The sequence below is a fragment of the Pseudoalteromonas simplex genome (genome assembly GCF_015278155.1).
In the GTDB taxonomy this organism is placed as follows: domain Bacteria; phylum Pseudomonadota; class Gammaproteobacteria; order Enterobacterales; family Alteromonadaceae; genus Pseudoalteromonas; species Pseudoalteromonas simplex.
In genome coordinates this window covers 282,392-304,772 of the sequence record NZ_JADILN010000005.1, presented here as the reverse complement: position 1 = coordinate 304,772, position 22,381 = coordinate 282,392, and the positions used below count along the sequence as shown (strand labels likewise).

General features: G+C 41.2%; 19 protein-coding genes and 1 rRNA gene. 16 read left to right on the top strand and 4 right to left on the bottom strand.

What is annotated here, in order from left to right; translation table 11 throughout:
* The first annotated feature begins 9 nt into the window (after nucleotides 1-9).
* The 6 genes from rrf (at nucleotide 10) to ihfA (ending at nucleotide 6,096) form a co-directional block, all read left to right on the top strand.
* Nucleotides 10-124: ribosomal RNA gene (rrf, locus tag IRQ78_RS12945) — 5S ribosomal RNA — on the top strand.
* A 443-nt stretch (nucleotides 125-567) separates the two neighbouring features.
* Complete coding sequence (locus tag IRQ78_RS12940) at nucleotides 568-1,623, top strand: DUF2066 domain-containing protein (RefSeq protein WP_138618828.1); 1,056 nt, start codon at nucleotides 568-570, stop codon at nucleotides 1,621-1,623.
* Nucleotides 1,623-2,333: a DnaA regulatory inactivator Hda gene (gene hda / locus IRQ78_RS12935; RefSeq protein ID WP_171038282.1), complete on the top strand. Its 711-nt coding sequence runs from the start codon at nucleotides 1,623-1,625 to the stop codon at nucleotides 2,331-2,333. The genes IRQ78_RS12940 and hda overlap by 1 nt, the downstream gene beginning before the upstream one ends.
* A gap of 77 nt (nucleotides 2,334-2,410) precedes the next feature.
* Nucleotides 2,411-3,391, top strand: coding sequence for a phenylalanine--tRNA ligase subunit alpha (gene pheS, locus IRQ78_RS12930; protein WP_054552893.1), 981 nt, complete (start codon nucleotides 2,411-2,413; stop codon nucleotides 3,389-3,391).
* Nucleotides 3,392-3,406: 15 nt separating this feature from the next.
* Nucleotides 3,407-5,794: a phenylalanine--tRNA ligase subunit beta gene (gene pheT / locus IRQ78_RS12925; RefSeq protein WP_194442433.1), complete on the top strand. Its 2,388-nt coding sequence runs from the start codon at nucleotides 3,407-3,409 to the stop codon at nucleotides 5,792-5,794.
* Nucleotides 5,795-5,796: 2 nt separating this feature from the next.
* Nucleotides 5,797-6,096 carry an integration host factor subunit alpha gene (gene ihfA / locus IRQ78_RS12920; protein ID WP_002960690.1) on the top strand — a complete coding sequence of 100 codons (300 nt, stop codon included), beginning with the start codon at nucleotides 5,797-5,799 and terminating at the stop codon, nucleotides 6,094-6,096.
* A gap of 64 nt (nucleotides 6,097-6,160) precedes the next feature.
* Here ihfA and IRQ78_RS12915 read toward each other — a convergent pair whose 3' ends face one another.
* Entirely contained in the window at nucleotides 6,161-6,967 is an 807-nt protein-coding gene (locus IRQ78_RS12915) for a DUF2989 domain-containing protein (protein ID WP_166340675.1), read from the bottom strand.
* Between the two features lie 174 nt (nucleotides 6,968-7,141).
* Here IRQ78_RS12915 and IRQ78_RS12910 point away from each other — a divergent pair, with 174 nt between their 5' ends.
* The 9 genes from IRQ78_RS12910 to ccoG all read left to right on the top strand — a co-directional run bounded on the left by IRQ78_RS12910 (nucleotide 7,142) and on the right by ccoG (nucleotide 18,840).
* Nucleotides 7,142-8,584 (top strand): glyceraldehyde-3-phosphate dehydrogenase, encoded by a 1,443-nt coding sequence (locus IRQ78_RS12910; RefSeq protein ID WP_054552896.1) that lies wholly within the window; start codon nucleotides 7,142-7,144, stop codon nucleotides 8,582-8,584.
* A gap of 202 nt (nucleotides 8,585-8,786) precedes the next feature.
* Nucleotides 8,787-9,914 carry a M14 family metallopeptidase gene (locus IRQ78_RS12905; RefSeq protein ID WP_054552897.1) on the top strand — a complete coding sequence of 376 codons (1,128 nt, stop codon included), beginning with the start codon at nucleotides 8,787-8,789 and terminating at the stop codon, nucleotides 9,912-9,914.
* A 327-nt stretch (nucleotides 9,915-10,241) separates the two neighbouring features.
* Nucleotides 10,242-11,744 (top strand): alanine/glycine:cation symporter family protein, encoded by a 1,503-nt coding sequence (locus IRQ78_RS12900; protein WP_054552898.1) that lies wholly within the window; start codon nucleotides 10,242-10,244, stop codon nucleotides 11,742-11,744.
* A gap of 151 nt (nucleotides 11,745-11,895) precedes the next feature.
* Entirely contained in the window at nucleotides 11,896-12,222 is a 327-nt protein-coding gene (locus tag IRQ78_RS12895) for a hypothetical protein (protein WP_054553080.1), read from the top strand.
* A 1-nt stretch (nucleotide 12,223) separates the two neighbouring features.
* Entirely contained in the window at nucleotides 12,224-12,505 is a 282-nt protein-coding gene (locus tag IRQ78_RS12890) for a YeaC family protein (RefSeq protein WP_054552899.1), read from the top strand.
* Entirely contained in the window at nucleotides 12,495-15,176 is a 2,682-nt protein-coding gene (locus IRQ78_RS12885) for a DUF349 domain-containing protein (protein ID WP_194442432.1), read from the top strand. The genes IRQ78_RS12890 and IRQ78_RS12885 overlap by 11 nt, the downstream gene beginning before the upstream one ends.
* Nucleotides 15,177-15,230: 54 nt before the next feature.
* Nucleotides 15,231-15,788 (top strand): DUF1439 domain-containing protein, encoded by a 558-nt coding sequence (locus IRQ78_RS12880; protein WP_166340678.1) that lies wholly within the window; start codon nucleotides 15,231-15,233, stop codon nucleotides 15,786-15,788.
* A gap of 111 nt (nucleotides 15,789-15,899) precedes the next feature.
* Entirely contained in the window at nucleotides 15,900-17,306 is a 1,407-nt protein-coding gene (locus IRQ78_RS12875) for a sigma-54 interaction domain-containing protein (RefSeq protein WP_194442431.1), read from the top strand.
* 151 nt (nucleotides 17,307-17,457) lie between these two features.
* Nucleotides 17,458-18,840: a cytochrome c oxidase accessory protein CcoG gene (ccoG, locus tag IRQ78_RS12870; RefSeq protein ID WP_194442430.1), complete on the top strand. Its 1,383-nt coding sequence runs from the start codon at nucleotides 17,458-17,460 to the stop codon at nucleotides 18,838-18,840.
* 37 nt (nucleotides 18,841-18,877) lie between these two features.
* Here ccoG and IRQ78_RS12865 read toward each other — a convergent pair whose 3' ends face one another.
* The 3 genes from IRQ78_RS12865 to IRQ78_RS12855 all read right to left on the bottom strand — a co-directional run bounded on the left by IRQ78_RS12865 (nucleotide 18,878) and on the right by IRQ78_RS12855 (nucleotide 21,039).
* A complete protein-coding gene (locus tag IRQ78_RS12865) occupies nucleotides 18,878-19,294 on the bottom strand; it encodes a hypothetical protein (RefSeq protein WP_054552903.1) in 417 nt (138 codons plus the stop codon).
* A 185-nt stretch (nucleotides 19,295-19,479) separates the two neighbouring features.
* A complete protein-coding gene (locus IRQ78_RS12860) occupies nucleotides 19,480-20,385 on the bottom strand; it encodes a M14 family metallopeptidase (RefSeq protein ID WP_194442429.1) in 906 nt (301 codons plus the stop codon).
* A 63-nt stretch (nucleotides 20,386-20,448) separates the two neighbouring features.
* Nucleotides 20,449-21,039, bottom strand: coding sequence for a hypothetical protein (locus IRQ78_RS12855; protein ID WP_194442428.1), 591 nt, complete (start codon nucleotides 21,037-21,039; stop codon nucleotides 20,449-20,451).
* 152 nt (nucleotides 21,040-21,191) lie between these two features.
* Between IRQ78_RS12855 and IRQ78_RS12850 the strand changes: the two genes are divergently transcribed.
* On the top strand, nucleotides 21,192-22,229 hold the full coding sequence (locus IRQ78_RS12850) for an AI-2E family transporter (protein WP_054553083.1): 1,038 nt from the start codon (nucleotides 21,192-21,194) through the stop codon (nucleotides 22,227-22,229).
* Nucleotides 22,230-22,381 lie beyond the last annotated feature (152 nt).

The window sequence follows — 22,381 nt, the reverse complement described above, 5'->3', positions numbered from 1 at the left end:
CCAAATTTGCTTGGTGACAATAGCGTTTTGGACCCACCTGACCCCATGCCGAACTCAGTAGTGAAACGAAACAGCGCCGATGATAGTGTAGCAGCTGCTATGTGAAAGTAGGTCATCGCCAGGCTCCAAATAAGAGAAAGCCCGATTCAAAAGAGTCGGGCTTTTTGCGTTTGTAGCTTTCAGCCAGGTAGGTTGGGTAGAGCGGAGCGAAACCCAACACAATCCATGTGACCCTCTTCATAACCCATGGTTAAAAATTCTTAAAATCTCTACTGGTCTAACTGGTTGGCGATCTCTAAACGGCTTACTTCACCTTGCGCTAATTCGTCTTTTATTAATGAGCTTTACCTCTTCATTCTGCATGACGAATTACCACGCTGTTGGGTTACGCTTCGCTCTACCCAACCTACGCCAGACTTCCAAACCTTTACTCCTTCAACTTTCCCCTCGTTAACTTTACTCTTGTAATTCACGAACTCGCTCAGCTGCCGTTCATTAAATTAACTTTGCTTTGTTTATGGCTTTGATTTAGGATCAAATCAGTTTAAAAGCAAGAACTAATGGCCTGTGTCTAGATTACTTATTTGTTTATTATTATTTTTTTCGAGTGCTTCAACCTTTGCTGTTGAGGTGACTAATTTATATCAAGATACTCTTAAAGTTGCAGACAAATCACGTGATGCTCGTTTGGCAGCAAGCCGTGAAGCGCTGCTAAATGTGTTGGTGAAAGTAAGTGGGGACACAAGTGCAGATCAAAACCCGGTTGCTAAACAACGCACCCGCGACATTTCCGATTACATGCTCAAATTTGAATATGATGAAAAAGCAGATGGCAGTTTAAATCTGGTCGTTAAGTTCGAAGCCAATAAGATTAATGCATTAATCAAAGATCTTGGCTTGCCACTTTGGGGGACACGTCGTCCTTTAGTGGCGATCTGGCTAGGTATTGAAGATAACTGGCGCCGTGAATTGGTTACTCAAGAATCATACCCACAGCTTGAACAGCTTATATACGACAAAGCAAGTCGTCGTGGTTTACCTGTGGTTGTGCCACTACTTGATTTACAAGATCGCGCTATTGTTGGGATACCAGAAGTGTGGGGTAATTTCTCTGAGCCTGTAGAGCGAGCTTCAAGCCGTTATAGTGCTGAGCGCAGTATTACTGCAAGAATGTATCAACAAGCTGATTCAGAAACCTGGATCCTTGATTGGCGTTTCACTAATGCTGAATTATTCGATACTAATCGTTTGATGGGTGATAAGCAGCAAATTGTTGCAGATATGATTGATAGTTTAGCGGGTGGCTTAGCAGCAGAATACGCAATAGATCCAACGATGATTGGCCAACTTGCTACAGCAACTTTCTATCTTAAAGGTATCAATAACTTTGTAGATATTGAATTTGCTAAACGCCGTTTAGAGAGCTTAAGTGTTGTTACTCGTGCCGTAATATCTGTGCGTACACCTGATAGCGTTCAATTTACTGTTAATCACACTGGCAGCATGAATGATTTTAGAAAAGCGTTAGAACTTGATAGTGCCTTTAAAGCGTATCAGGACCCGCGTGATTTCTATCAAGTAGTCAATAAAGATGAGCTTGAATATCAGTGGCAGGGGCTTTAATCGCAGTGCAAGAACCAATGCAAATGGCATTACCTGTTACTTTGCCTGATGATGAAACATTTACTTCTTATTTTGGTGGCGAAAACTCGCTTGAAGTGAGTCACCTTAAAGATGCGTTCACAAAGCTTAGTAACAAATTTCAATATACTTATTTATGCGGTTTGGGCGATTCAGGTAAATCGCACCTGTTGTATGCGACCTGTATTCACGCTCAAGAGCGCGGTTTGTCAACCATGTTACTTTCGATGCGTGAAGTGATTGACTACGGCCCTGTGGTACTTGAAGGTCTCGAAAACCTTGACGTGTTATGTATTGATGACGTGCACTTGGTAGCAGGCAACGATGCATGGGAGAAAGGATTATTTAACTTTTTCAATCGCTTTAATGAGCCGGGCAAATACCTTGTGGTCACAGCTGATTTATTACCTGACATGCTACATATCAACCTACCGGATTTAGTTTCGCGTTTGAAGTGGGGCACAACGTTACAAATTCGTTCAATGAGCGATGATGACAAAGCCGAAGCGCTCGTACGCCGTGCTCACATGCGTGGCCTTGAATTGACGGATGAATGCGCGCGCTTTTTATTAACGCGATTAAGCCGTGATATGCGTGCATTATTAGACGTTTTAGATAAACTTGACCACGCCTCAATGGCTGCACAAAGAAAATTAACAATTCCTTTTATAAAATCAACGTTAAAGCTTTAGTAGGGCTAGAATCTAGTCCTTGCTTTCAGTTATCATTAGCTATTACAAAAATCCTTCTGTGAAAGACCAGGTACTCAATGAACTTAGAAAATATTTTAGCGCAAGCACTTGAGGCAGTTGCCAGTGCGAATGAAATCGCGCAACTAGAAGATATCAGGGTTAATTACCTTGGTAAAAAAGGTGAAATCACCAGCTTACTTAAAACGCTAGGCAAGATTGCCCCTGAAGAGCGTAAAGAAGCGGGTCAAGTGATTAACCAAGCAAAACAAGAAGTACAAACAGCCATTAACGAAAAGCGTGAGTTACTAGCAAGTAAGGCTCTTGAAGAGAAACTAGCTGCAGAAACGATCGACGTAACTTTACCGGGTCGTGTTATGCCAACAGGTGGCTTACACCCAGTAACTCGTACTATTGAACGTATTGAAAGCTTTTTTGGTGAGTTAGGTTTTGCGGTTAAATCAGGTCCTGAAGTTGAAGATGATTTTCATAACTTCGATGCGCTAAATATTCCTGAGCACCACCCAGCGCGAGCTGATCACGATACTTTCTATTTCAACCCTAAGCTTGTGTTACGTACGCAAACAAGTGGTGTACAAATCCGTACGATGGAAACTGAGCAGCCACCACTGCGCATCATTTCTCCAGGTCGTGTTTATCGTAACGATTACGACCAAACACACACGCCAATGTTCCACCAAGTGGAAGGCTTAATGGTTGATACAGATGTAAGCTTCACTGAGTTAAAAGGTATTCTGCACGACTTCTTACGTAACTTCTTTGAAGAAGATATGGAAATTCGTTTCCGTCCTTCTTACTTCCCATTTACTGAGCCATCAGCTGAGGTTGATGTTATGGGTAAAAACGGCAAGTGGTTAGAGGTATTAGGCTGTGGCATGGTTCACCCTAACGTTCTTAAATCAGTGGGTATTGATCCAGAAAAATACACAGGCTTCGCATTCGGTATGGGTGTTGAGCGCTTGACGATGTTGCGTTACGGCGTAAACGACTTACGTGCATTTTTCGAAAACGATTTAAAATTCCTAAACCAGTTCCGTTAAGAGTGAAGATATAAAATGAAATTTAGTGAAAAGTGGTTAAGAGAGTGGGTTAACCCAGCAATCGACACACAGGCTCTTTCGGAACAGTTATCAATGGCTGGACTTGAAGTTGACGGTGTTGAGCCTGCAGCAGCTGAGTTCACAGGCGTTGTTGTTGGTGAAGTAGTTGAGTGTGGTCAACACCCAGACGCTGATAAGTTACGTGTAACTAAAGTAAACGTAGGTGGTGATGAGCTACTTGATATCGTGTGTGGTGCACCTAACTGTCGCCAAGGTTTAAAAGTCGCTGTTGCGACTGTTGGCGCTGTATTACCAGGCGACTTCAAAATCAAAAAAGCCAAACTTCGTGGTCAACCTTCACACGGTATGCTGTGCGCATTCGTTGAGTTAGGTATCAGCGAAGAGGGGGATGGCATCATGGAATTACCAAGTGATGCACCAATCGGTACTGATTTACGTGAGTACTTAAGCCTAGACGACAACATTATTGATGTTGACTTAACACCTAACCGTGGTGATTGCCTAGGTATCAAAGGCCTAGCGCGCGAAGTGGGCGTACTTAACAGTGTTGATGTAAACACACTTGAAATCGCACCAGTTGCTGCAACGATTGATGACAAAGTATCGATTGAGCTTGTGAATGATGAAGCGTGTCCTCGTTATTTAGGACGTGTAATTAAAGGTATTAACCTTGATGCAGAAACACCACTTTGGATGGTAGAAAAACTGCGTCGCAGTGGTATTCGCTCAATTGACCCTGTTGTTGATGTAACAAACTACGTGTTATTAGAGCTAGGCCACCCAATGCACGCATTTGATTTAAATGCGATTGAAGGTGGTATTAAAGTACGTAGCGCAAACGCGGGTGAAGAGTTAGTTCTGTTAGATGGCAACACTGCAAAACTAAACGAGTCAACGCTTGTGATTGCTGATCACAATAAAGCGCTTGCTATTGCAGGTATTTTTGGTGGTGAAAAGTCAGGTGTAACTGAAGCAACTTCAGATATTTTATTAGAAAGTGCATTCTTTAACCCTGTCGCTATTGCGGGTCAAGCACGTAGCTACGGTTTACACACAGATGCGTCACACCGTTACGAGCGTGGTGTCGATTTTGCACTGCAAAAAGATGCGATGGAACGAGCGACAGCATTACTTCTTGAAATTGTTGGCGGTGAAGCAGGCCCAGTTGTTGAAGCAGTTGCAACTGACAAATTACCAAAAGTAACAGAAGTGCGTTTACGTCGTGAGCGTTTAGACCGTGTAATTGGCCACCACATTGATGATGCAAAAGTAACTGACATCCTAACGCGTTTAGGTTTAGACGTTAAAGTTGTTGATGGTGTATGGAGTGCTGACGTACCTAGCTATCGCTTTGATATTCGTATCGAAGAAGATTTAATTGAAGAAGTTGCGCGTGTATACGGCTATAACAGCATTCCTAACGTTGCACCAACTGCTAAATTAAAAATGACTAACCATGACGAGTCGCATGTTGCGGTAACTAAATTCCGCAATACGCTTGTAACACGTGGTTACCAAGAAGCAATTACTTACAGCTTCGTTGATCCAAAAGCACAAGCAATTTTACACCCGCAAAGTGATGCGCTTGTATTGCCACACCCAATTTCGGTTGAAATGTCAGCAATGCGCGTGAGCTTAATGCCAGGTCTATTAGCGTCGCTAGTTTACAATCAAAACCGCCAGCAACCACGCGTCCGTTTATTTGAGCACGGCTTAAAATTCTTACGTGACGAAAATGCTGAAAACGGCGTAAACCAAGTTGCTGTTATCGGTGGTGTAATCTCTGGTCTTGCGCACGGTGAACATTGGGTTCAAGAAAAGCGTAGCGTTGATTTCTATGACTTAAAAGGTGATGTTGAAGCACTTTTAGCTATTAGTAACGATTCGTCACGTTTTGAGATAAAAGCAGAGCAGTCTGATGGCTTACACCCAGGCCAATCAGCGGTTATTTATGTTGATGGTAAGAAAGTAGGTTTCTTTGGTGCAGTGCACCCACAAGCGCAAAAGTCACTAGATATCAACAACACAGCATTTGTGTTTGAAATCGAAATGTCTGCACTAGAAAAAAGAAAATTACCAGAAGCCGTGGCAGTGTCGAAATTCCCGTCAAACCGCCGTGATATCGCGATTTTAGTGGAAGATCACGTAAAATCTGGCGATATTTTAAATGTCATAGAAAAAGTTGGCGGAAATCAATTGGTTGACCTAAACTTATTCGATGTGTATAAGGGCAAAGGTATTGAGCCAAATTATAAGAGTTTGGCGATTGCTCTAACACTGCAAGCGGTTGATAGAACGCTCGAAGAGAAAGATATCAATCAAGTAGTTGATAATGTGGTGGCCGCACTGGCCGAACAATTTAACGCATCGTTGAGGGACTAGATATGGCGCTTACTAAAGCCGACATAGCTGAACACCTATTTGAAAAACTCGGGATCAATAAAAAAGATGCCAAAGATTTAGTTGAAGCGTTTTTTGAAGAAATCCGCTCAGCGCTAGAAAAAGGCGAGCAGGTTAAGCTCTCTGGATTTGGTAACTTTGATCTTCGAGATAAGAAAGAACGTCCAGGCCGCAATCCGAAAACAGGTGAAGATATTCCTATTTCGGCGCGCCGAGTTGTGACTTTTAGACCAGGTCAAAAGCTAAAAACTCGTGTAGAAGTTGGCACAAGCAAAGCAAAATAAGAAAAGGCAGCGTTAGCTGCCTTTTTTATTTGTCTGAGCACTGCACATTAGCGAGTTGGAATTATCAAAACCCGCGTGGTGATACGAAGCTTCCTTCTTGGATACTGTCGTAGGTTTTTTGTGCTAAATCATCTAAGCTGTCTAGGCTTTTGCCTGCGGCAGCAAGTTGATTTTCGATAGGTAAAATATCGACATCTTCATACCCTGATAATTGTGCTACACGTGCAAACGTGTAGGCATGCTTATACTTTTCGTGTTTGTAGAATAAGCTCACAAGAGTAGGGTAGATCTCAGGGTTGGGTGTTTCACCTGCTTGATTTAGCTCTAGCGTTTTGTAGAGCAAATCAATGGTTTTTTCATCATCAAACTTCACGTAGTAGCTAGCTAAGAAAAACTGCATTTCGGCATCTTCAGTCACCCGTTTATCTTGTTTTTCTTCCAAGGCGAGTAATTTAGTTAACGCAGATTGGTCATTATTACGTGACCAATGGTAATACAACAAGCCTGGGTGGTCTGTGTTTTTGGTATCTTGAAAAATACGTGTCATTTCTTTGATGCTTGTTAAATGACCTTCAACACGAGACGTAGTTTTTTCTTTTAGTTTTATATGCTCAATCTTGGCGGCAAGCGACACACATTGATCGTATTTCTCAAAGTCTTTTAATAATTGGTATTTGTTTTCGTCTGTTGGCGACTTATATTCAACATAACGTTGAATGATGACCTCGGCACGTTGCTCTTTACAGTGACTGTCTTTATTTAAATCACTGCAGAAGCCAGGTGTTTCGTCGCACACTTTCGCTAGTGTAAGCGGATCTTCACAGCCTGCTAATGCCAATAAACCAAGCAACACGCTTGCTCTTAATAACATTCCTTAACCTCTACTTAATTTGTACTACTTTATTCTAGCGCAATGATTTGTTCTGTAACAGTGGAGAATCGTTCGAGTTTAAATTAGAATACCCCTGCCTGAGATATGTTGCTCTCAAATCACAACACATTTTTTAAGGCTATCCGTTCAAAATTGTTTAATTAGGTAAAAAAAATGACCTCATCTCACGAGTTAGAATACACAAGCAGCTGGCAAGAACGTCAAGATTACGCAGAAAGTATGCAACCTATTATTGGTAGACTTTACCGTAATCGTGGTATCGAAATCGCTGTATATGGCCGTCCTCTCGTTAATGCCAGTACAATCGATATCATCAAAGCACACAAAACAGTTGCTCAGTTTGAAGGTACAAAACTACGTTTACGTGAAAGCTTCCCTTTCTTAGAAGCAATTAGCAAAATGGACTTAAACTCAGCACGTATCGATATTGGTAAACTAGCGTATGGTTATTTGTTTAACGATGCTGCTAAAGGTCGCTCAGTTGAAGAGTACTTAACTGACGAATTAGCAGAAATCGCAAACTCAGAGCGTAAAGAACCACGTGATGTTGTGTTATACGGTTTCGGTCGTATCGGTCGTTTATTAGCGCGTCTTTTAATCGAGAAGTCAGGTCCTTATGCAGACCTACGTTTACGTGCAATCGTTGTACGTGGTGGTAAAGATGGTGACCTAGAAAAGCGTGCAAGCTTACTTCGTCGTGATTCTATCCACGGTCCATTCAATGGCTCAATTACAATTGACAAAGAGCGCAATGCAATTAAAGCTAACGGTAGCTACATCCAAGTTATCTATGCTAACTCACCAAGCGAAGTTGATTACACAGCTTACGGCATTGAGAATGCGCTTATTGTTGATAACACAGGTATTTGGAAAGACGAAGCAGGCCTTGGTCAGCACTTAGAAGCGAAAGGCGCAGCTAAAGTATTATTAACTGCACCAGCTAAAGGTAACATCAAGAACATCGTGTACGGTGTTAACAACCAAGATATCAAACCTGAAGATAAAATTGTCTGTGCAGCAAGCTGTACGACCAATGCTATTACGCCAACGTTAAAAGCGCTTAACGATAAGTTTGGTATCAAAAATGGTCACGTTGAAACTGTTCACTCGTACACCAATGACCAAAACTTAATTGATAACTACCACAAAGCTGAGCGTCGTGGCCGTGCTGCTGCACTTAACATGGTTATCACTTCAACAGGTGCTGCAAAAGCGGTTTCTAAAGCTTTACCTGAGCTTGAAGGTAAACTAACTGGTAACGCTATCCGTGTTCCTACGCCAAACGTATCAATGGCTATCTTGAACTTAAACCTTGAAAAAGGTACAACTGTTGAAGAACTAAATGCGTTCTTACGTGAAACAGCACTTCATTCAGACCTTCGTGATCAAATCGATTACACAGCGTCTACTGAAATCGTATCGACTGACTTAGTCGGTAGCCGTTACGCAGGCGTTGTTGATTCACAAGCGACAATTGTAGATGATAACCGTGTTGTACTTTACGTTTGGTACGATAATGAGTTTGGTTATAGCTGTCAGGTAGTACGTTGTATGCGTGATATGGCTGAAGTAACTTTCCCAAGCTTACCTCGCTAATACCTAAGTTATAAAGAATCTAGAAGCCAGCATTATGCTGGCTTTTTTAGTCGTGAAAGTTTTTGCAAATTTTCAGCATGTGATAGGCTGTTAAGGGTCTACACCATATTACTAACAAAACGTTCTAACTACAGAGCGTTGACTTAATTCTTAACTAACAAGCGAATAGCTAAGAATTATTTTTAACCAATAGGTTTATAGAATGAAAATCACCAGCAATTTTGACAGTGGTAATATCAAGGTTATTGAAGCCGTTGATCCACTGAATATTCAATTAGAAATCAATAAAGACAATCAGTCTGATTTTTTCCAGTGGTTTCACTTTCGTCTTGAAACAACTGCGTTTCAAAACCATAAATTACACATTAATAATCTAGAGAACTCAGCATACCCTGATGGCTGGGAAGGTTACCATGCGGTTGCATCATACGACCGTCAAACTTGGTTCCGTGTTCCATCTGAGTACGCAAACGGCACACTATCATTTGAAGTAGAGCCTGAGTGCGGCAGCATGTACTTTGCTTACTTTGCGCCATACAGCTATGACCGTCACTTAGATTTACTAGCATGGGCACAAAGCCAACATGCCTGTGAATTAGAAACATTAGGCGAAACCCTTGATGGCCGTGACATGAGTGTTTTACGTGTGGGTATTCCTAGCAGTGAGAAGAAAAAAATCTGGATCACGGCGCGCCAGCACCCAGGCGAAACTATGGCTGAGTGGTACGTTGAAGGTTTACTTCATAAATTACTTGATGATGAAGACCCACATGCAGCGGCACTATTATCTAAAGCGGTATTCTACATCGTGCCAAATATGAACCCAGATGGCAGTGTGCGTGGTCACCTACGTACTAACGCTAAAGGCGTTAACTTGAACCGTGAATGGCAAACACCGAGCATGGAAAATAGCCCTGAAGTTTTCTTAGTGCTTAACAAAATGCGTGAAACGGGCCTTGATATGCACTTAGATATTCATGGTGACGAAGCAATTCCTTATAACTTTGTTGCGGGTAGTGAAGGTATCCCAGGCTACGATGATCGCTTAAAAGAGTTAGAAGATAGCTTTAAAGCTGCGCTTTTAACTGTGACGCCTGAGTTCCAAGACGAACACGGTTACCCAAAAGATGAGCCGGGCCAGGCTAACTTAACTGTCGGTTCTTCTGCTGTCGCGCATGAATTTAATGCATTAGCGTACACGGTAGAGATGCCATTTAAAGATAACGATGATTTACCAGATCCAGATTATGGCTGGTCAGATCGTCGCTCGTATCAATTTGGTCAAGATACGTTAGCGGCTATTGTTAACGTGGTTGATAAATTAAGATAACGACCCTTACGGGCATCAGCAAAACTGATGCCCGTAATTGTATCTGATACCAATTTGCAAAAATACTTAATTAAACAAATTGGTATGAAAGTTAAAAAAGCAGCGGTGCAGAGCAGGATGCATCGAATGTTAATTTAGTAGGTACATTTATCATATTGAAAATTAACTGTTAACAAACTTGGTTGGTTTAAGTTAATATCCAATATATTCAGCTGTGAAGTAACAAAATTTCATTTTTATTTCTCACAGTTATCGAGTCGCGCATTCTCACAAGCTCACGCTGAGTATCGTAACTAACAATAAAAAATATAATCATAGAGGATATCCATGGAAGCTTTAGTAAGCGCCGTTAACGACATAATTTGGAGTGATGCACTCATTTATTTATGTCTAGGCGCAGGTCTGTTTTATTCCGTTTTAACCCGATTCGCACAAGTTAGACATTTTAAAGAAATGTGTAAATTATTACTTAGCTCTAATAATTCAGATACGGGTATTTCTTCGTTTCAAGCGCTAGCGGTTTCGTTATCAGGCCGTGTAGGTGTAGGTAATATTGCCGGGGTTGCTGCAGCAATCGGCTTTGGTGGTCCGGGTGCGATTTTCTGGATGTGGATAGTTGCGTTTCTTGGTGCAAGTACTGCGTATGCCGAGTCAACACTTGGTCAGATTTATAAATCAGAAGAAGACGGTCAATATCGCGGTGGCCCAGCATATTACTTCGACCGCTGCTTACAGCAAAAGTGGTTAGCCGTATTATTTGCAGTATCGGCGATTATTGCTTGTGGTGTATTCCTTCCGGGCGTTCAAGCGAATGCGGTAGGTAATGCATTCACACAAGTTTTTGGTGAAGGCACATTGGTTAGCACCAGCTTTGGTGAAGTAGGTAGCTTTAAGTTGGTTGCTCTTGCAATCATCTTAATTGTGCTTGCATTTATCATCTTTGGTGGCATTAAACGTATCGCAAACTTCACACAAATTGTGGTGCCATTTATGGCGCTAGGTTACATCGTGTTAGCGTTAATCGTGGTGTTCTTAAACCTAGATAAAGTGCCAGGTATCTTCTCAATGATCTTATCTGATGCATTCACCGCGCAAGCAGGCTTTGGTGCTGCTATTGGTTGGGGTGTTAAACGTGGTATTTACTCAAACGAAGCAGGGCAAGGTACGGGTCCGCATGCAGCATCAGCTGCCGAGGTAGATCACCCAGCTCAACAAGGCTTAGTGCAAGCATTTTCTGTTTATGTTGATACCATTTTTGTTTGTACAGCAACTGCGTTAATGATTCTAATCACTAAACAATACAACATTGTGGGTGAGTTACCTGCAGGTCAATTCATTGTGCAAAACGTTGATGCTGCAACTGAAGTAGGCTCTGCTGCTTTTACACAAATGGCATTATTTAGCGTATTTGGTGGCTTTGGTGAAGCATTCGTTGGTATTGCTTTATTCTTCTTCGCATTTACTACAATTCTTGCTTATTACTATATTGCTGAAACGAACGTTGCTTATTTAAACCGTTATTTCAAAGGCAATATTCCGTTGGTTGTTGTGAAGTTTGTCATCATGTTTATGGTGGCTTACGGTATGGTAAACAACTCAGGTTACATCTGGAATATTGGTGACATTGGCGTAGGCTTAATGGCCTGGATCAATATTGTGGGTATTTTGGCTATTTTCTTTGTCGCAAAACCTGCACTTAACTGTCTACGTGATTACGAAGATCAGAAGAAAGCCGGTGGTGAAATCACTTTTGATCCAGTTAAATTAGGCATTAAAAATGCGACTTTCTGGGAAAAGCGTCTAGCTGAAAAGGCGAAACAGAAACAATAAATCGTTTTTTTGAGTTTTTACGGTGAATTTAGTTGTGCAGGTTTTCGAATCTTCATAAATGAATGAAATTCAAAAAAGACATCGACTCATAAAACAAGTACAATAAAGGGCGCCTAAAGGCGCCTTTTTTATGCGTAGTATGGAGAAAGATATGGCGATTATTAGTTGCCCGCAGTGTGCAAAATCAATATCTGACAAACATAAGCAATGCCCGCATTGTGAATGCCAAGTCACCGATCTAAGCAATGAGCAATTGCAGCAAATGCAAAAAGAAACGCGCATTCGTAGACAACAAAAGTTTATGAATCAGTCTTTCCTCGCACTGATTTTATTTTTAGGGGGCTTTTTCTGTTATTACTTTATGCACCCCGAAGCAAAGTCTCTTGAGTGGTATGCCTATACATCGGCAATGGCAGTAGGTTTTGTGTGGTATCTTGTAAGCCGCATCTATTTAGTTGTTTTAAAAAAGAAAAAGTAACATGAATATTGATCACATCGTTAAAAATATCACCCCAGAAGTATTTGAACGTCTTCAGTATGGTGCCTCTACGGGTAAGTGGCCAGACGGCACCCCTTTGACTGAGGAGCAAAAACAACAAACCGTTCAACTCGTGATGCTTTATCAAGCTAAAGTTTCGCAAAGCAATGAGCAATTTACCATTGGCGCAAATGGTGAAATGGTGCAAAAGAGCAAAGCTCAATTGCAAAAAGAATTCGCATCAGAAAATGAAATAGCTAGGTTTAGTGAAAATGATCTTTAAACACCTGTTTACTCCAAAGTGGAAGCATCCTAAAAACCAAGTGCGTTTAGCTGCGGTAGAACGTCTTGATACAGAGCGTGACCTTAGCATCTTAAATAGCATTGCCCTTGAAGACAGCTCAGCTGAAATACGCAAAAAAGCATTAAACAAAGTGAACGATATTGTTTTATGGTGGCAAGCATACAAGCAAGACCAAGCACTGAAAGACCTTGCTGAGCAGCATATCAACCAAGCGGTTTTAAATACCGATAGCAAATTAGATGCAAATATCAAAAACGAGTTTATTGAGCGTTATGCGCCAGTAAAAACTCTTGAAAAACTCGCCTTTGCTGAAAAAGAACTTCAAGTTCGCGTTAAATTATTAAAGCGTTTAGCAAACCCAAGCTTAATTGATAAAGCTTTTAAAGAAGGCCGTGAAGAGCTGCAATTGCAACTTGTTGAGCTTGTGATTAATCATCAACTTGCTAAATCATTATTAAAGCATGCAAAAGGTGAGGCGCATACCCAACTAGCTACTCATCTTGACAATGAACGCTTAGCGATAGAAATGCCTGCCAAAGTAGAAGCTGATACACGTGTGGTATTAGCAAAGCTTAATGCGCTTCGTGATAAAAATGACTTTCAGTTAGTGTCGATGCAACATGCTGAGTTATTACAGCAGTGGCAAGCTATCGAACTAAAATGGCTGAGCGATGAGCAAGTAAGCACGTTAGATAAGAAATATTCAGCGATTACGCAAAAGCTTGAATCGCATATTGCAGTTTTAAGTAAAGAGCATGAAGCAGCGCAGCAAGCGTTAGCTGAGCAACAACGTCAGGTATTGGCACTTGCAAGCCTTGAAGCAATTGGCGAAGAAATTGAAAATGCATTGCAATTAGGTTTAGAAACACCAGAGCAAATTCAACAAGATTGGCTAGAGGCAAAAGTTGCAGAGGCAAAAGATGCCTTAGTAGAGGCGGACTTAGCTGATAACCAAACTGTGCGTGATGTAAAACAACATTTAACAAATTTATTTAAGCAAGTTGAGCAGTTACCGCAACTGGTTAGTGCTATTGCTGAGTTTAAAGAGGCATTTGATCAATTAAATATCGTTGCGACGACTGAAGACGAAAGCGAGTTTGACGGGTTAAAGCAGCAGTTTGAGCAACAGCAAAAAATAGCACGCAAAAAGCTGGCAAGTATTCCTAGTCGTTTACAAGGTCGCTTTAAAGCCAATTTAGCTGAAACAGTAAACAGCTGGCAGCAAGCGATGGCACCGCTGACGAATAAGTTTGAGAAAAATCAACAAACAGCGAAGCGTAAAGCCCGTGATGTAAAACGCTTAATTGAGCAAGGTCGCTTTAATGTTGCCTTTGGTGTGTTTAAAGGTTTTGAAGAGCTATACGCAACACTTACAGACTATTACAAACAGCCATTAAATAGCCTTAAAGCTGATTTAGAAGCCCAACTAGCAGAAGCAAAAGATTGGCAAAAATACGCATCGGCACCAAAGCGTGATGCGCTACTCGTTGAAGTAAATGAACTTGTTGCAACCGAGTGTACTGACCCTAAACAACGCGCAGAGCAAGTTAAACAGTTGCGTCGTCGATGGAATGAGTTAGGGCGTTTAGATACTAATGCAGAAAAACAACAAGGCGAGTTATTCGATCAACAAATTGAATTACTGTTTGCGCCGTGTCGTGAGTATTTCGCAGAGCAAGAGCAACAACGTGAACAAGCTAAAGCACAGCGCGTTGAAATAATCTCGCAAATGCAGCAGTTAACAGAGCTTGATAGCTCTTCTGATGAGTTTGATTGGAAGCAGTTTGAAAGCAAGTTCAACCGTACCGCAAAAGCGTGGCGTTCTGCAGGTAACGTCGATCCTAAAACATACCGTGAACTACAAGCGGAATTTAAAGCTGCGCAATCACAAGTTCAAGGTCAACTTGCTGCATTTCATAAAGCAAATGCTGAGCAAAAAGCTGTACTTGTTGAGCAAGCAACAAAGTTATCGCAAAGCGGTGATTTAGCTGCTGCGTGCCAGGAGCTAAAAGCACTACAACAAACATGGCAGACTATTGGCTTTGCTGGAATGAAAGCTGAAAACACTTTATGGCAGCAATTCAGACGAGTTAATGACGACACCTTTGCTAAGCGCAGTGCCGAGTTTGAACAGCAAAAGCAAGTTCAGCAACAAAATGACGAAGTTGCCGCAGAACAATTAAGTGAGCTTGAGTCTGCACTTGAGACTGTGGTGCACCTTGCACAGCTTAAAGATTTAACAGTGAAGCTTGCAGAGCTTGAGTACTCAAAAGCATTATCGGCACGCGTGACTCAGTTAGAGACCGCGATTAGCGCAAAAACAGCGCTAATTAGTAAGCAAGCAGAGCAGTCTAAATTAACGGCTTTATTTGCTGCTCTTGAAAGCAACAGCGAACTGCCTTCGCAGTTTCAAGCTTCATTAACAACTAAGCTAAACGCTGCGCAGCTGTTAACCCGTATCGAAATTCTGGCAGGCGTAGAATCGGCTGATAGTCAGTTACGTATGACAGAGCAAGTTGCGATGTTAGATGATAAACACCGTGGCGAACAGGCAGATGTTTATTATTACTTAAAGCAATTACTTGCAGTCAGTGAGGGTTCAGTTTCAGCTGACACACTAGCAAGGCTTAAAGCAATATTTGCAATTTAACGAATAAAACCGCTTTTTAAAGCGGTTTTTTTCCGTGTGTTTTTGAGGAAAACAATGAGAATTTTATTACTACTTACCTGTTTATTTTTAGGGGCATGTAAAACGACAGATCAAGGGATGTCTGTTTACTCGTTTACCAACTCTGAAATTGAAGCAGCCCTTGCTAATCAATTACCAAAACTAAGTGAACAGATTAAGCTGATGGGCTTACCAGTTGATTTTGCGGTAAACGACCTGAGTGTCAATGTTGGCCCAGATAAACGTGATGTGGTGGTTTTAGGGGCCGATTCTAGTGCCGTCATCAAAGCGTTTGCGCTTAAGTATCCAGTACGCTTAAAGCTACAAATCGAAGGTAGCCCATTTTATGACAGCGAGAAAAAAGCGGTCTTTTTACGTAATGTAAAACTGGTTGATACAACAATCGACACCGCGGGTTTCAAGGGCAGCTTAAACTTATTAGATGATCAGGCAATGCAAGTGATTAACGGCTTTTTAGCGGTTAATCCTGTCTATAAGTTAAATATGAACGACCCTAAAGTTGCACTATTGAGCAAATTACCATTAGATATGAAAGTATCTCAGGGCGAAATTATTTTAGTGCCCACACTGTAAAACTATTTGATATTTTAAAGCGGCTTCTAGCCGCTTTTTTTGTAATTGCTTGTTAAGCATGTTTAACCTTGCCATAATTGCTCGTGATATTTCGCGAATTGAGTGATGGCTATGATCAAGGAATTTTTAAACGACCCCACATTGCTGCTAAATGCCGTAGGTGAAGGTATTTATGGCTTCGATTTATCGGGTAATGCGGTTTTTGTAAACCCTGCCGCTGAGCGCATGACAGGCTGGAAAGCAGACGAACTCCTTGGTAAAAAAATACATCAATATCATCACCATACTCGTAAAGATGGCTCGCCATATCCCGCAGATGAATGCCAAATATATTGCACCATGTTCGATGGCAAACACCGTCATGTAAACGATGAGGTATTCTGGCGTAAAGATGGAAGCTATTTTGCTGTTGAGTATACTTCAACGCCAGTTTATAAAAATGGTGCCTTGATTGGGGCAGTCGCGATTTTTCGCGATGTATCAAAACAGCAGCAAACAGAAGCGGCGTTGCGTGATGCCTTAGTACAAGTTCAGCACCTATCTGAGCAGCTTCAAGCTGAAAATGCTTACCTTATTTCAGAGTTAAATGAAGATTGGCAAGATTCTGGTTTAGTTGGGCAAAGTCATTCATTTCAAAGTATGCTCGAGCAAATTACCTTGGTAAGCCAAACCAATAGTACGGTTTTGATTTTAGGTGAAAACGGCACGGGTAAAGAGCTGGTGGCACGAAACCTTCACCGCTTGAGCAATCGTGCTGAGCAACCTTTCATAAAAGTAAACTGCGCGGCGTTTTCCGCCAACTTAATTGAATCTGAGTTATTTGGTCATGAGAAAGGGGCGTTTACTGGCGCTAATGAACGCAGAACAGGGCGTTTTGAACTGGCTGATAAAGGCACTTTATTTTTAGATGAAGTGGCAGAGCTGCCATTAGAGGCGCAAAGTAAATTACTGCGGGTACTACAAGAGCAAGAGTTTGAGCGCGTCGGGGGCAGTCAAACTTTAAAAGTCGATATCCGAGTGTTAGCTGCAACAAATCGTAACTTGTGGCAAATGGTTGAGCAGGGCAGCTTTCGAATGGACTTGTATTATCGCTTAAATGTGTTTCCTATTCGAGTGCCTGCGCTTCGTGAACGCAAGGAAGATATTCCACTCCTCGCAGCAAATATTATAACGCAGTTAAACAAGCGCTTAGGTAAACAGTTAAAAGGGCTAAGCAAAGCAACACTCACCAAACTGGCGAATTATGATTGGCCAGGCAATATTCGTGAGCTACAAAATATCCTTGAGCGTGAAGCTATTTTGTCTAAGCAAGCTGTATTACAGCTTTCAGCACCTTTGAGTAACGAGCAATCAAATGAGCAGGTGGTTTCTCTTGATGCTGTTCAAAAGCAGCATATTTGTGAGGTGCTAAAACGCTGTAACGGGCAAATATCAGGTGAAAATGGTGCTGCAACCTTGCTGGGACTTCCCGAAAGTACCCTTAGATCAAAAATGAAAAAGCTAGCGATAAAGCGTTAGTTCGTGATATATCGCGATCATTCGCGATATATCGTGCTTTTGAGCGTTTAAATATAAATTTAATCATTTAATATCAATAACTTATTTTTAATTTTTCTTGGCCTGATTGTTGCTCTGTCAGGTTATTACCGACACAAAAGTAAGTAGCAAAATGAAATTTGATATTAAAGAGCAAGACTTAATCATCAAGCCCTACAACCAAGAAGGGCCAATTTATATTCGTGAGCAAAAGGGGTATTTCCAACGTATCCGCCGTTACTTAGGCTGGGTGCTGATGCTGACGTTCATCGCCATTCCGTGGATCCCCTATGATGGCCGCCAAGCCGTATTACTCGATGTAGCCAGCCAAAAATTTACCCTGTTTGGTTTAACGCTGTTACCACAAGATTTTATGATCTTAGCTATGTTATTTATGACAGGGGCGTTTGCATTGTTTTTCGTCACTAATTGGTTAGGGCGTGTTTGGTGTGGTTACACTTGCCCTCAAACAATTTGGATGCTGATGTTTACTTGGGTCGAACACAAAGTTGAAGGTAACCGTAATCAGCGTATTAAACTTGATAAAGCTGAATGGTCAGTGAGTAAATGGCAAAAGAAAATTACTAAGCATGCAGCTTGGCTGGTGATCTCATTGATTACATCTATGTCATTTATGGCTTATTTCATCCCCGCTAAGTCTCTATACATGAGCTTATTTACCCTAGAAATGTCTGGTATCGTCAGCTTTTGGGTATTCTTGTTCGCGTTTTGTACCTATGGTAATGCGGGATTCTTACGTGAAAAAATGTGTACAGTGGCGTGCCCATATTCGCGTTTTCAATCAGTGATGTTTGATAAAGACACGTTAGTTGTTACCTATGATCAAGCGCGAGGGGAGTCTCGTGGTGCGCGTAAGCGTAAAGCCGACCCTAAAGAATTAGGCTTAGGTGACTGCGTAGACTGTAACCTATGTGTCGAAGTATGTCCGGCGGGTATCGATATTCGTAATGGCTTGCAGTATGAATGCATAAACTGTGGCTTATGTATCGATGCATGTGATAGCACTATGGAAAAGTTCAACTATCAAAAAGGACTGATCAAATACGCCTCAGAAAAACAAATGGAAGGCAAAACGACCAACCCATTTAGGTTAAAACTGCTTGGCTATGGTGGTTTAACGGCGCTGTTTGTCGTGGGCATGGTTGTGTGGATGGCAATGCGAACACCTATTGAGGCCTCTGTCATTCGTGACCGTAATGCCCTGTACCGCGTTAATTTTGAAGGTTTAGTAGAAAACCCATATACCTTATCAATTATCAACAAAACACAACATAGCTTGAGCTATTCAATCGGTATCACTGGTATTGCAGAAGCAAGTTTACAGGTGCCGGAAAAGATAACTGTTGAAGCAGGTCAGATGAAACGTGTGCCTGTCACTGTGGTTGCTGATGGCTACGAGTTAAAGTCAAAAGTAACGCCTATTAGTTTTCACATTCAAGCATTAGAAGATGCTGATATCGCAATAACTAAAGAAACTAAGTTTTACCGAGATTAACCTCAATCACGGCTATAGAAACGAAAATGGCTTGTTTTTAACAAGCCATTTCTGCAAATTCTAGCTGCTTTAGCACATAAGCTTTAGCGCTGTCTAAATCATCAAATAAACAGTCCATTATTTGAATTGGAGATTGTGCTTGTGCAATGATGCGTTTCATTTGATTAAGCACAATAGACGAGCTAAACATATAAGCGGTTGCTATACAGTTAGTGCCTTGCAGGGCACGGAATAATTGAGTAAAACCACGTTCTGCATCAGGGGTGGTAGCAAGTAAATGGGTAGAATGACTAATATACGCCCACGGCTTTCCAGCGAAAGCAGTAATATGCTTTTTTAAATTGATTGCAAAGTCATTGACTAAACGAGCGTTAATATTGCCAGAAAACTGCCCAATAACAATTGGACCTTCAGTAATAATCCTGACACTGCCATAGTGATTCTTAAATTCCAATTTGCTTCCTTTTGAACTTAAAAAGAGCGCGAATTTTATACAATTCTATGTATGTGTCTAGTTATTTAGTATACAAATTTCAAAAAACATAACTTTTTCATTAATTTTATTTTTATGTGAATCCTATCTAATTATTTTGCATTGGAGTGAATAAATAATCCACTCCCTTTTTAAATTATAGCTAACTATTTGTTAACAATATAATTTAGAGCACCGGTAATTGAGGCTACTTGTGCATCAATACAAATGTCATCATTTGCTTGTGGACTATCAGGGTAAACCTCTGTTGTTGTGACAAATTCTGCATCAGTTAAACCCATACATAAACCAAGCTTTTTCGCTTGGTAATTAATTACACCGAATTGGGTTTGTGGTACGCCAATCAATTGGTTATTCTCATCACTTGGTGCGATGTGGGTTACTTTTCCAACTGATTTTATAATCGCTGCCTGAAATGCATCATGCGGACGCTCACTATCAGCGACAAGATAAAAGCCATCTGGGATATTCCAGTTATCGTGGGTCGTTGCATCACGAGCAGCTAGAGCAGGGCGAAACTCACTATTATCAGTGTCTGTCGTTTCATGTAGGTCAATATGCACATAAGGTGAAATAGTGTTATCGGCTAAATATTGCATAATTGCTGCAGACTCTTCAGCGGGGCTACCTGCATAGAAAGAGCGATTTGGATCCGTGGCATTTGGATTCCAGCGGTTAATCGTTTCATATCCCCAAGGGCTGATACACGGAGCCAGTAAAATATTAAAATCAGCAAAGTAGTCTTTGGCACTTCTCTTAGCAAACGCTAAAGCACCATGCACGCCACTTGTTTCATAACCATGAACACCACCGGTAACCAGCACAACAGGTTTATCAGCTTGCCATTGTTTGCTCTTTAAAATGTAAAGAGGGTATTTGTCGCTGTCGTAACTTAATGCGCCATATTGCTCAATATTGAAATCGCTTGTTAAAGAGTCTAGTTGCGATACAACATCATCTAAATAGCTACGCTTTACTGACTGTAATTCAAACCATGCTTTCTTATCTTCTTTGTTCCACGGCTTACCAGGGGTTCCTATAGGGTAACTCATAAAATACCTTGTTGTGACTTGCTGCAAAACGCCAAGCTTATCTAAGCTGTTAAGCTGCTGCAACTAGATAAGCTCAGTAGTAAAGTTACCTTGCTCGTATAGCTTTGCATGATGGTGCTTATGGGTCTCAAATAAGTAATTACGAAGTGCATCTTCACCCTGACACACTTTCACTATTTTTCCGGCAATTCCTTTGCTGGTCGTTCTTATTGGCTTTACGCTAAGAATAACCTGTTCTTCACTCGGTAAATTAAATGCCAACAGTATTTCTTTATTGAGAATAGGAGTTTGACGCTTTGGCTTGAGTAACACGCCCGTACTTGATAAAGACAGTATCTGAAATTGTTCTGTGTGTATTTCGAGATCAGGCGTACGCCAGCTGCGCTCAATGCCTTTGGTATCTATTACTTCTGGTGCGCTAAGTACAGGGATCAGTTGGCCATTCTCGTCCTTGGTAAATTCAAGCGGAAACCACAACTGATAAATCCCTACTTCAGCCAGTAGTGTCAGTTTGGCATTGGTAAGTAAACCATTTAATTTATCAGGCAAATTAAGCCTAACAGACATTCTTGTATCGGTTGGATCGCTATCAGTCCGTTCTGCATCGAATAAACGGTTGAAAAAAGTGAGTTCTTGTTCGGATAAATGTGCCATATAAAGCTCCTTTTAAAGCACGCTTAGTTATATGTATCATAAATTGTTCAAATTATGCACGTATAAAGAGCATTAATTGTGCCAGCAGCTTTGTGATTTATTTTGCGACGTATTTCACTTACACTGATAAAAAAACTAACAAGGATTTTATTTTGTCGAGCCTGACTGGTGTAAATAAAAGTTTAGTGATATTTGCTGCTTTAGTCGTTGTTTTAGCGGGTATTAAAGCTGCAAGTGTGATTGTTATCCCATTTGTATTGGCAGCCTTTATTGCCATTATTTGTAATCCCTTAATTCGTTTCTTTGCCAAATACGGTATCCCTAAAGGCATTGCTGTTGTATTTGTGATGTTGATGATTGTCGGTGTAGGGATAAGCCTTGCCGGGTTGGTTGGGCAATCGATGACCGATTTCTCTGAAAAGCTGCCTGAGTACAAAGCACAACTAAAAGAAGAATTTGTCTGGGTGGTTAATGTTGCAGCGAGTTATAACATCCTGATTGATAAAGAACAGATTATTTCTTTATTCGATCCGGGCAAAATGATTGATGTTGCAACCAACATGCTCACAGGCCTCGGTGGCGTGATGGCGAATCTGTTTTTGATCATCCTAACCGTGGTATTCATGTTGTTTGAAGGACCTATGCTGAGTAAAAAAGTGCATTTAGCACTTGATGATCCTGAAATGAAAATGCAGCAGGTTGATCGCTTTTTAGATTCAATTAATTCTTACCTGGCTATTAAAACGCTGGTTAGCTTAGGCACAGGTATGCTTGCAGGCTTTATGCTGTGGGCACTTGATGTTGATTACTTTGTACTTTGGGGTGTAGTGGCGTTCATGCTTAATTACATTCCAAACATAGGCTCTATCATTGCTGCCGTGCCTCCTGTGTTACTTGCTTTGATAACTCAAGGCCCACTGGTTGCAGGGTTTATTGCTGGCGGATATTTGGTTATTAACACCGTCATGGGTAACATTGTTGAACCGCGCTTTATGGGTAAAGGGTTGGGTTTATCGACGCTGGTGGTGTTTTTATCGTTAATATTCTGGGGCTGGCTGATGGGGACCGTGGGCATGTTGTTGTCAGTCCCATTAACCATGATAGTTAAAATAGCCTTAGAGACTAGTCAAGAAGGGCGATGGTTAGCTACCTTGCTTGGCAATGGCGAAGAGCTAAAACTTGAAGAGTAATACCAATCCGCATTAATACTTAATCATTTTGAGGGATTAAACCTGTCGCTATCTGCGTTAAAAATTTCTTATTTAGAACAACTAAATAACGAAATTTTTGCCTTGCTATCAACGAGGTTTTCTTGCCTCAAAATAGACCACTTAATTAAGCG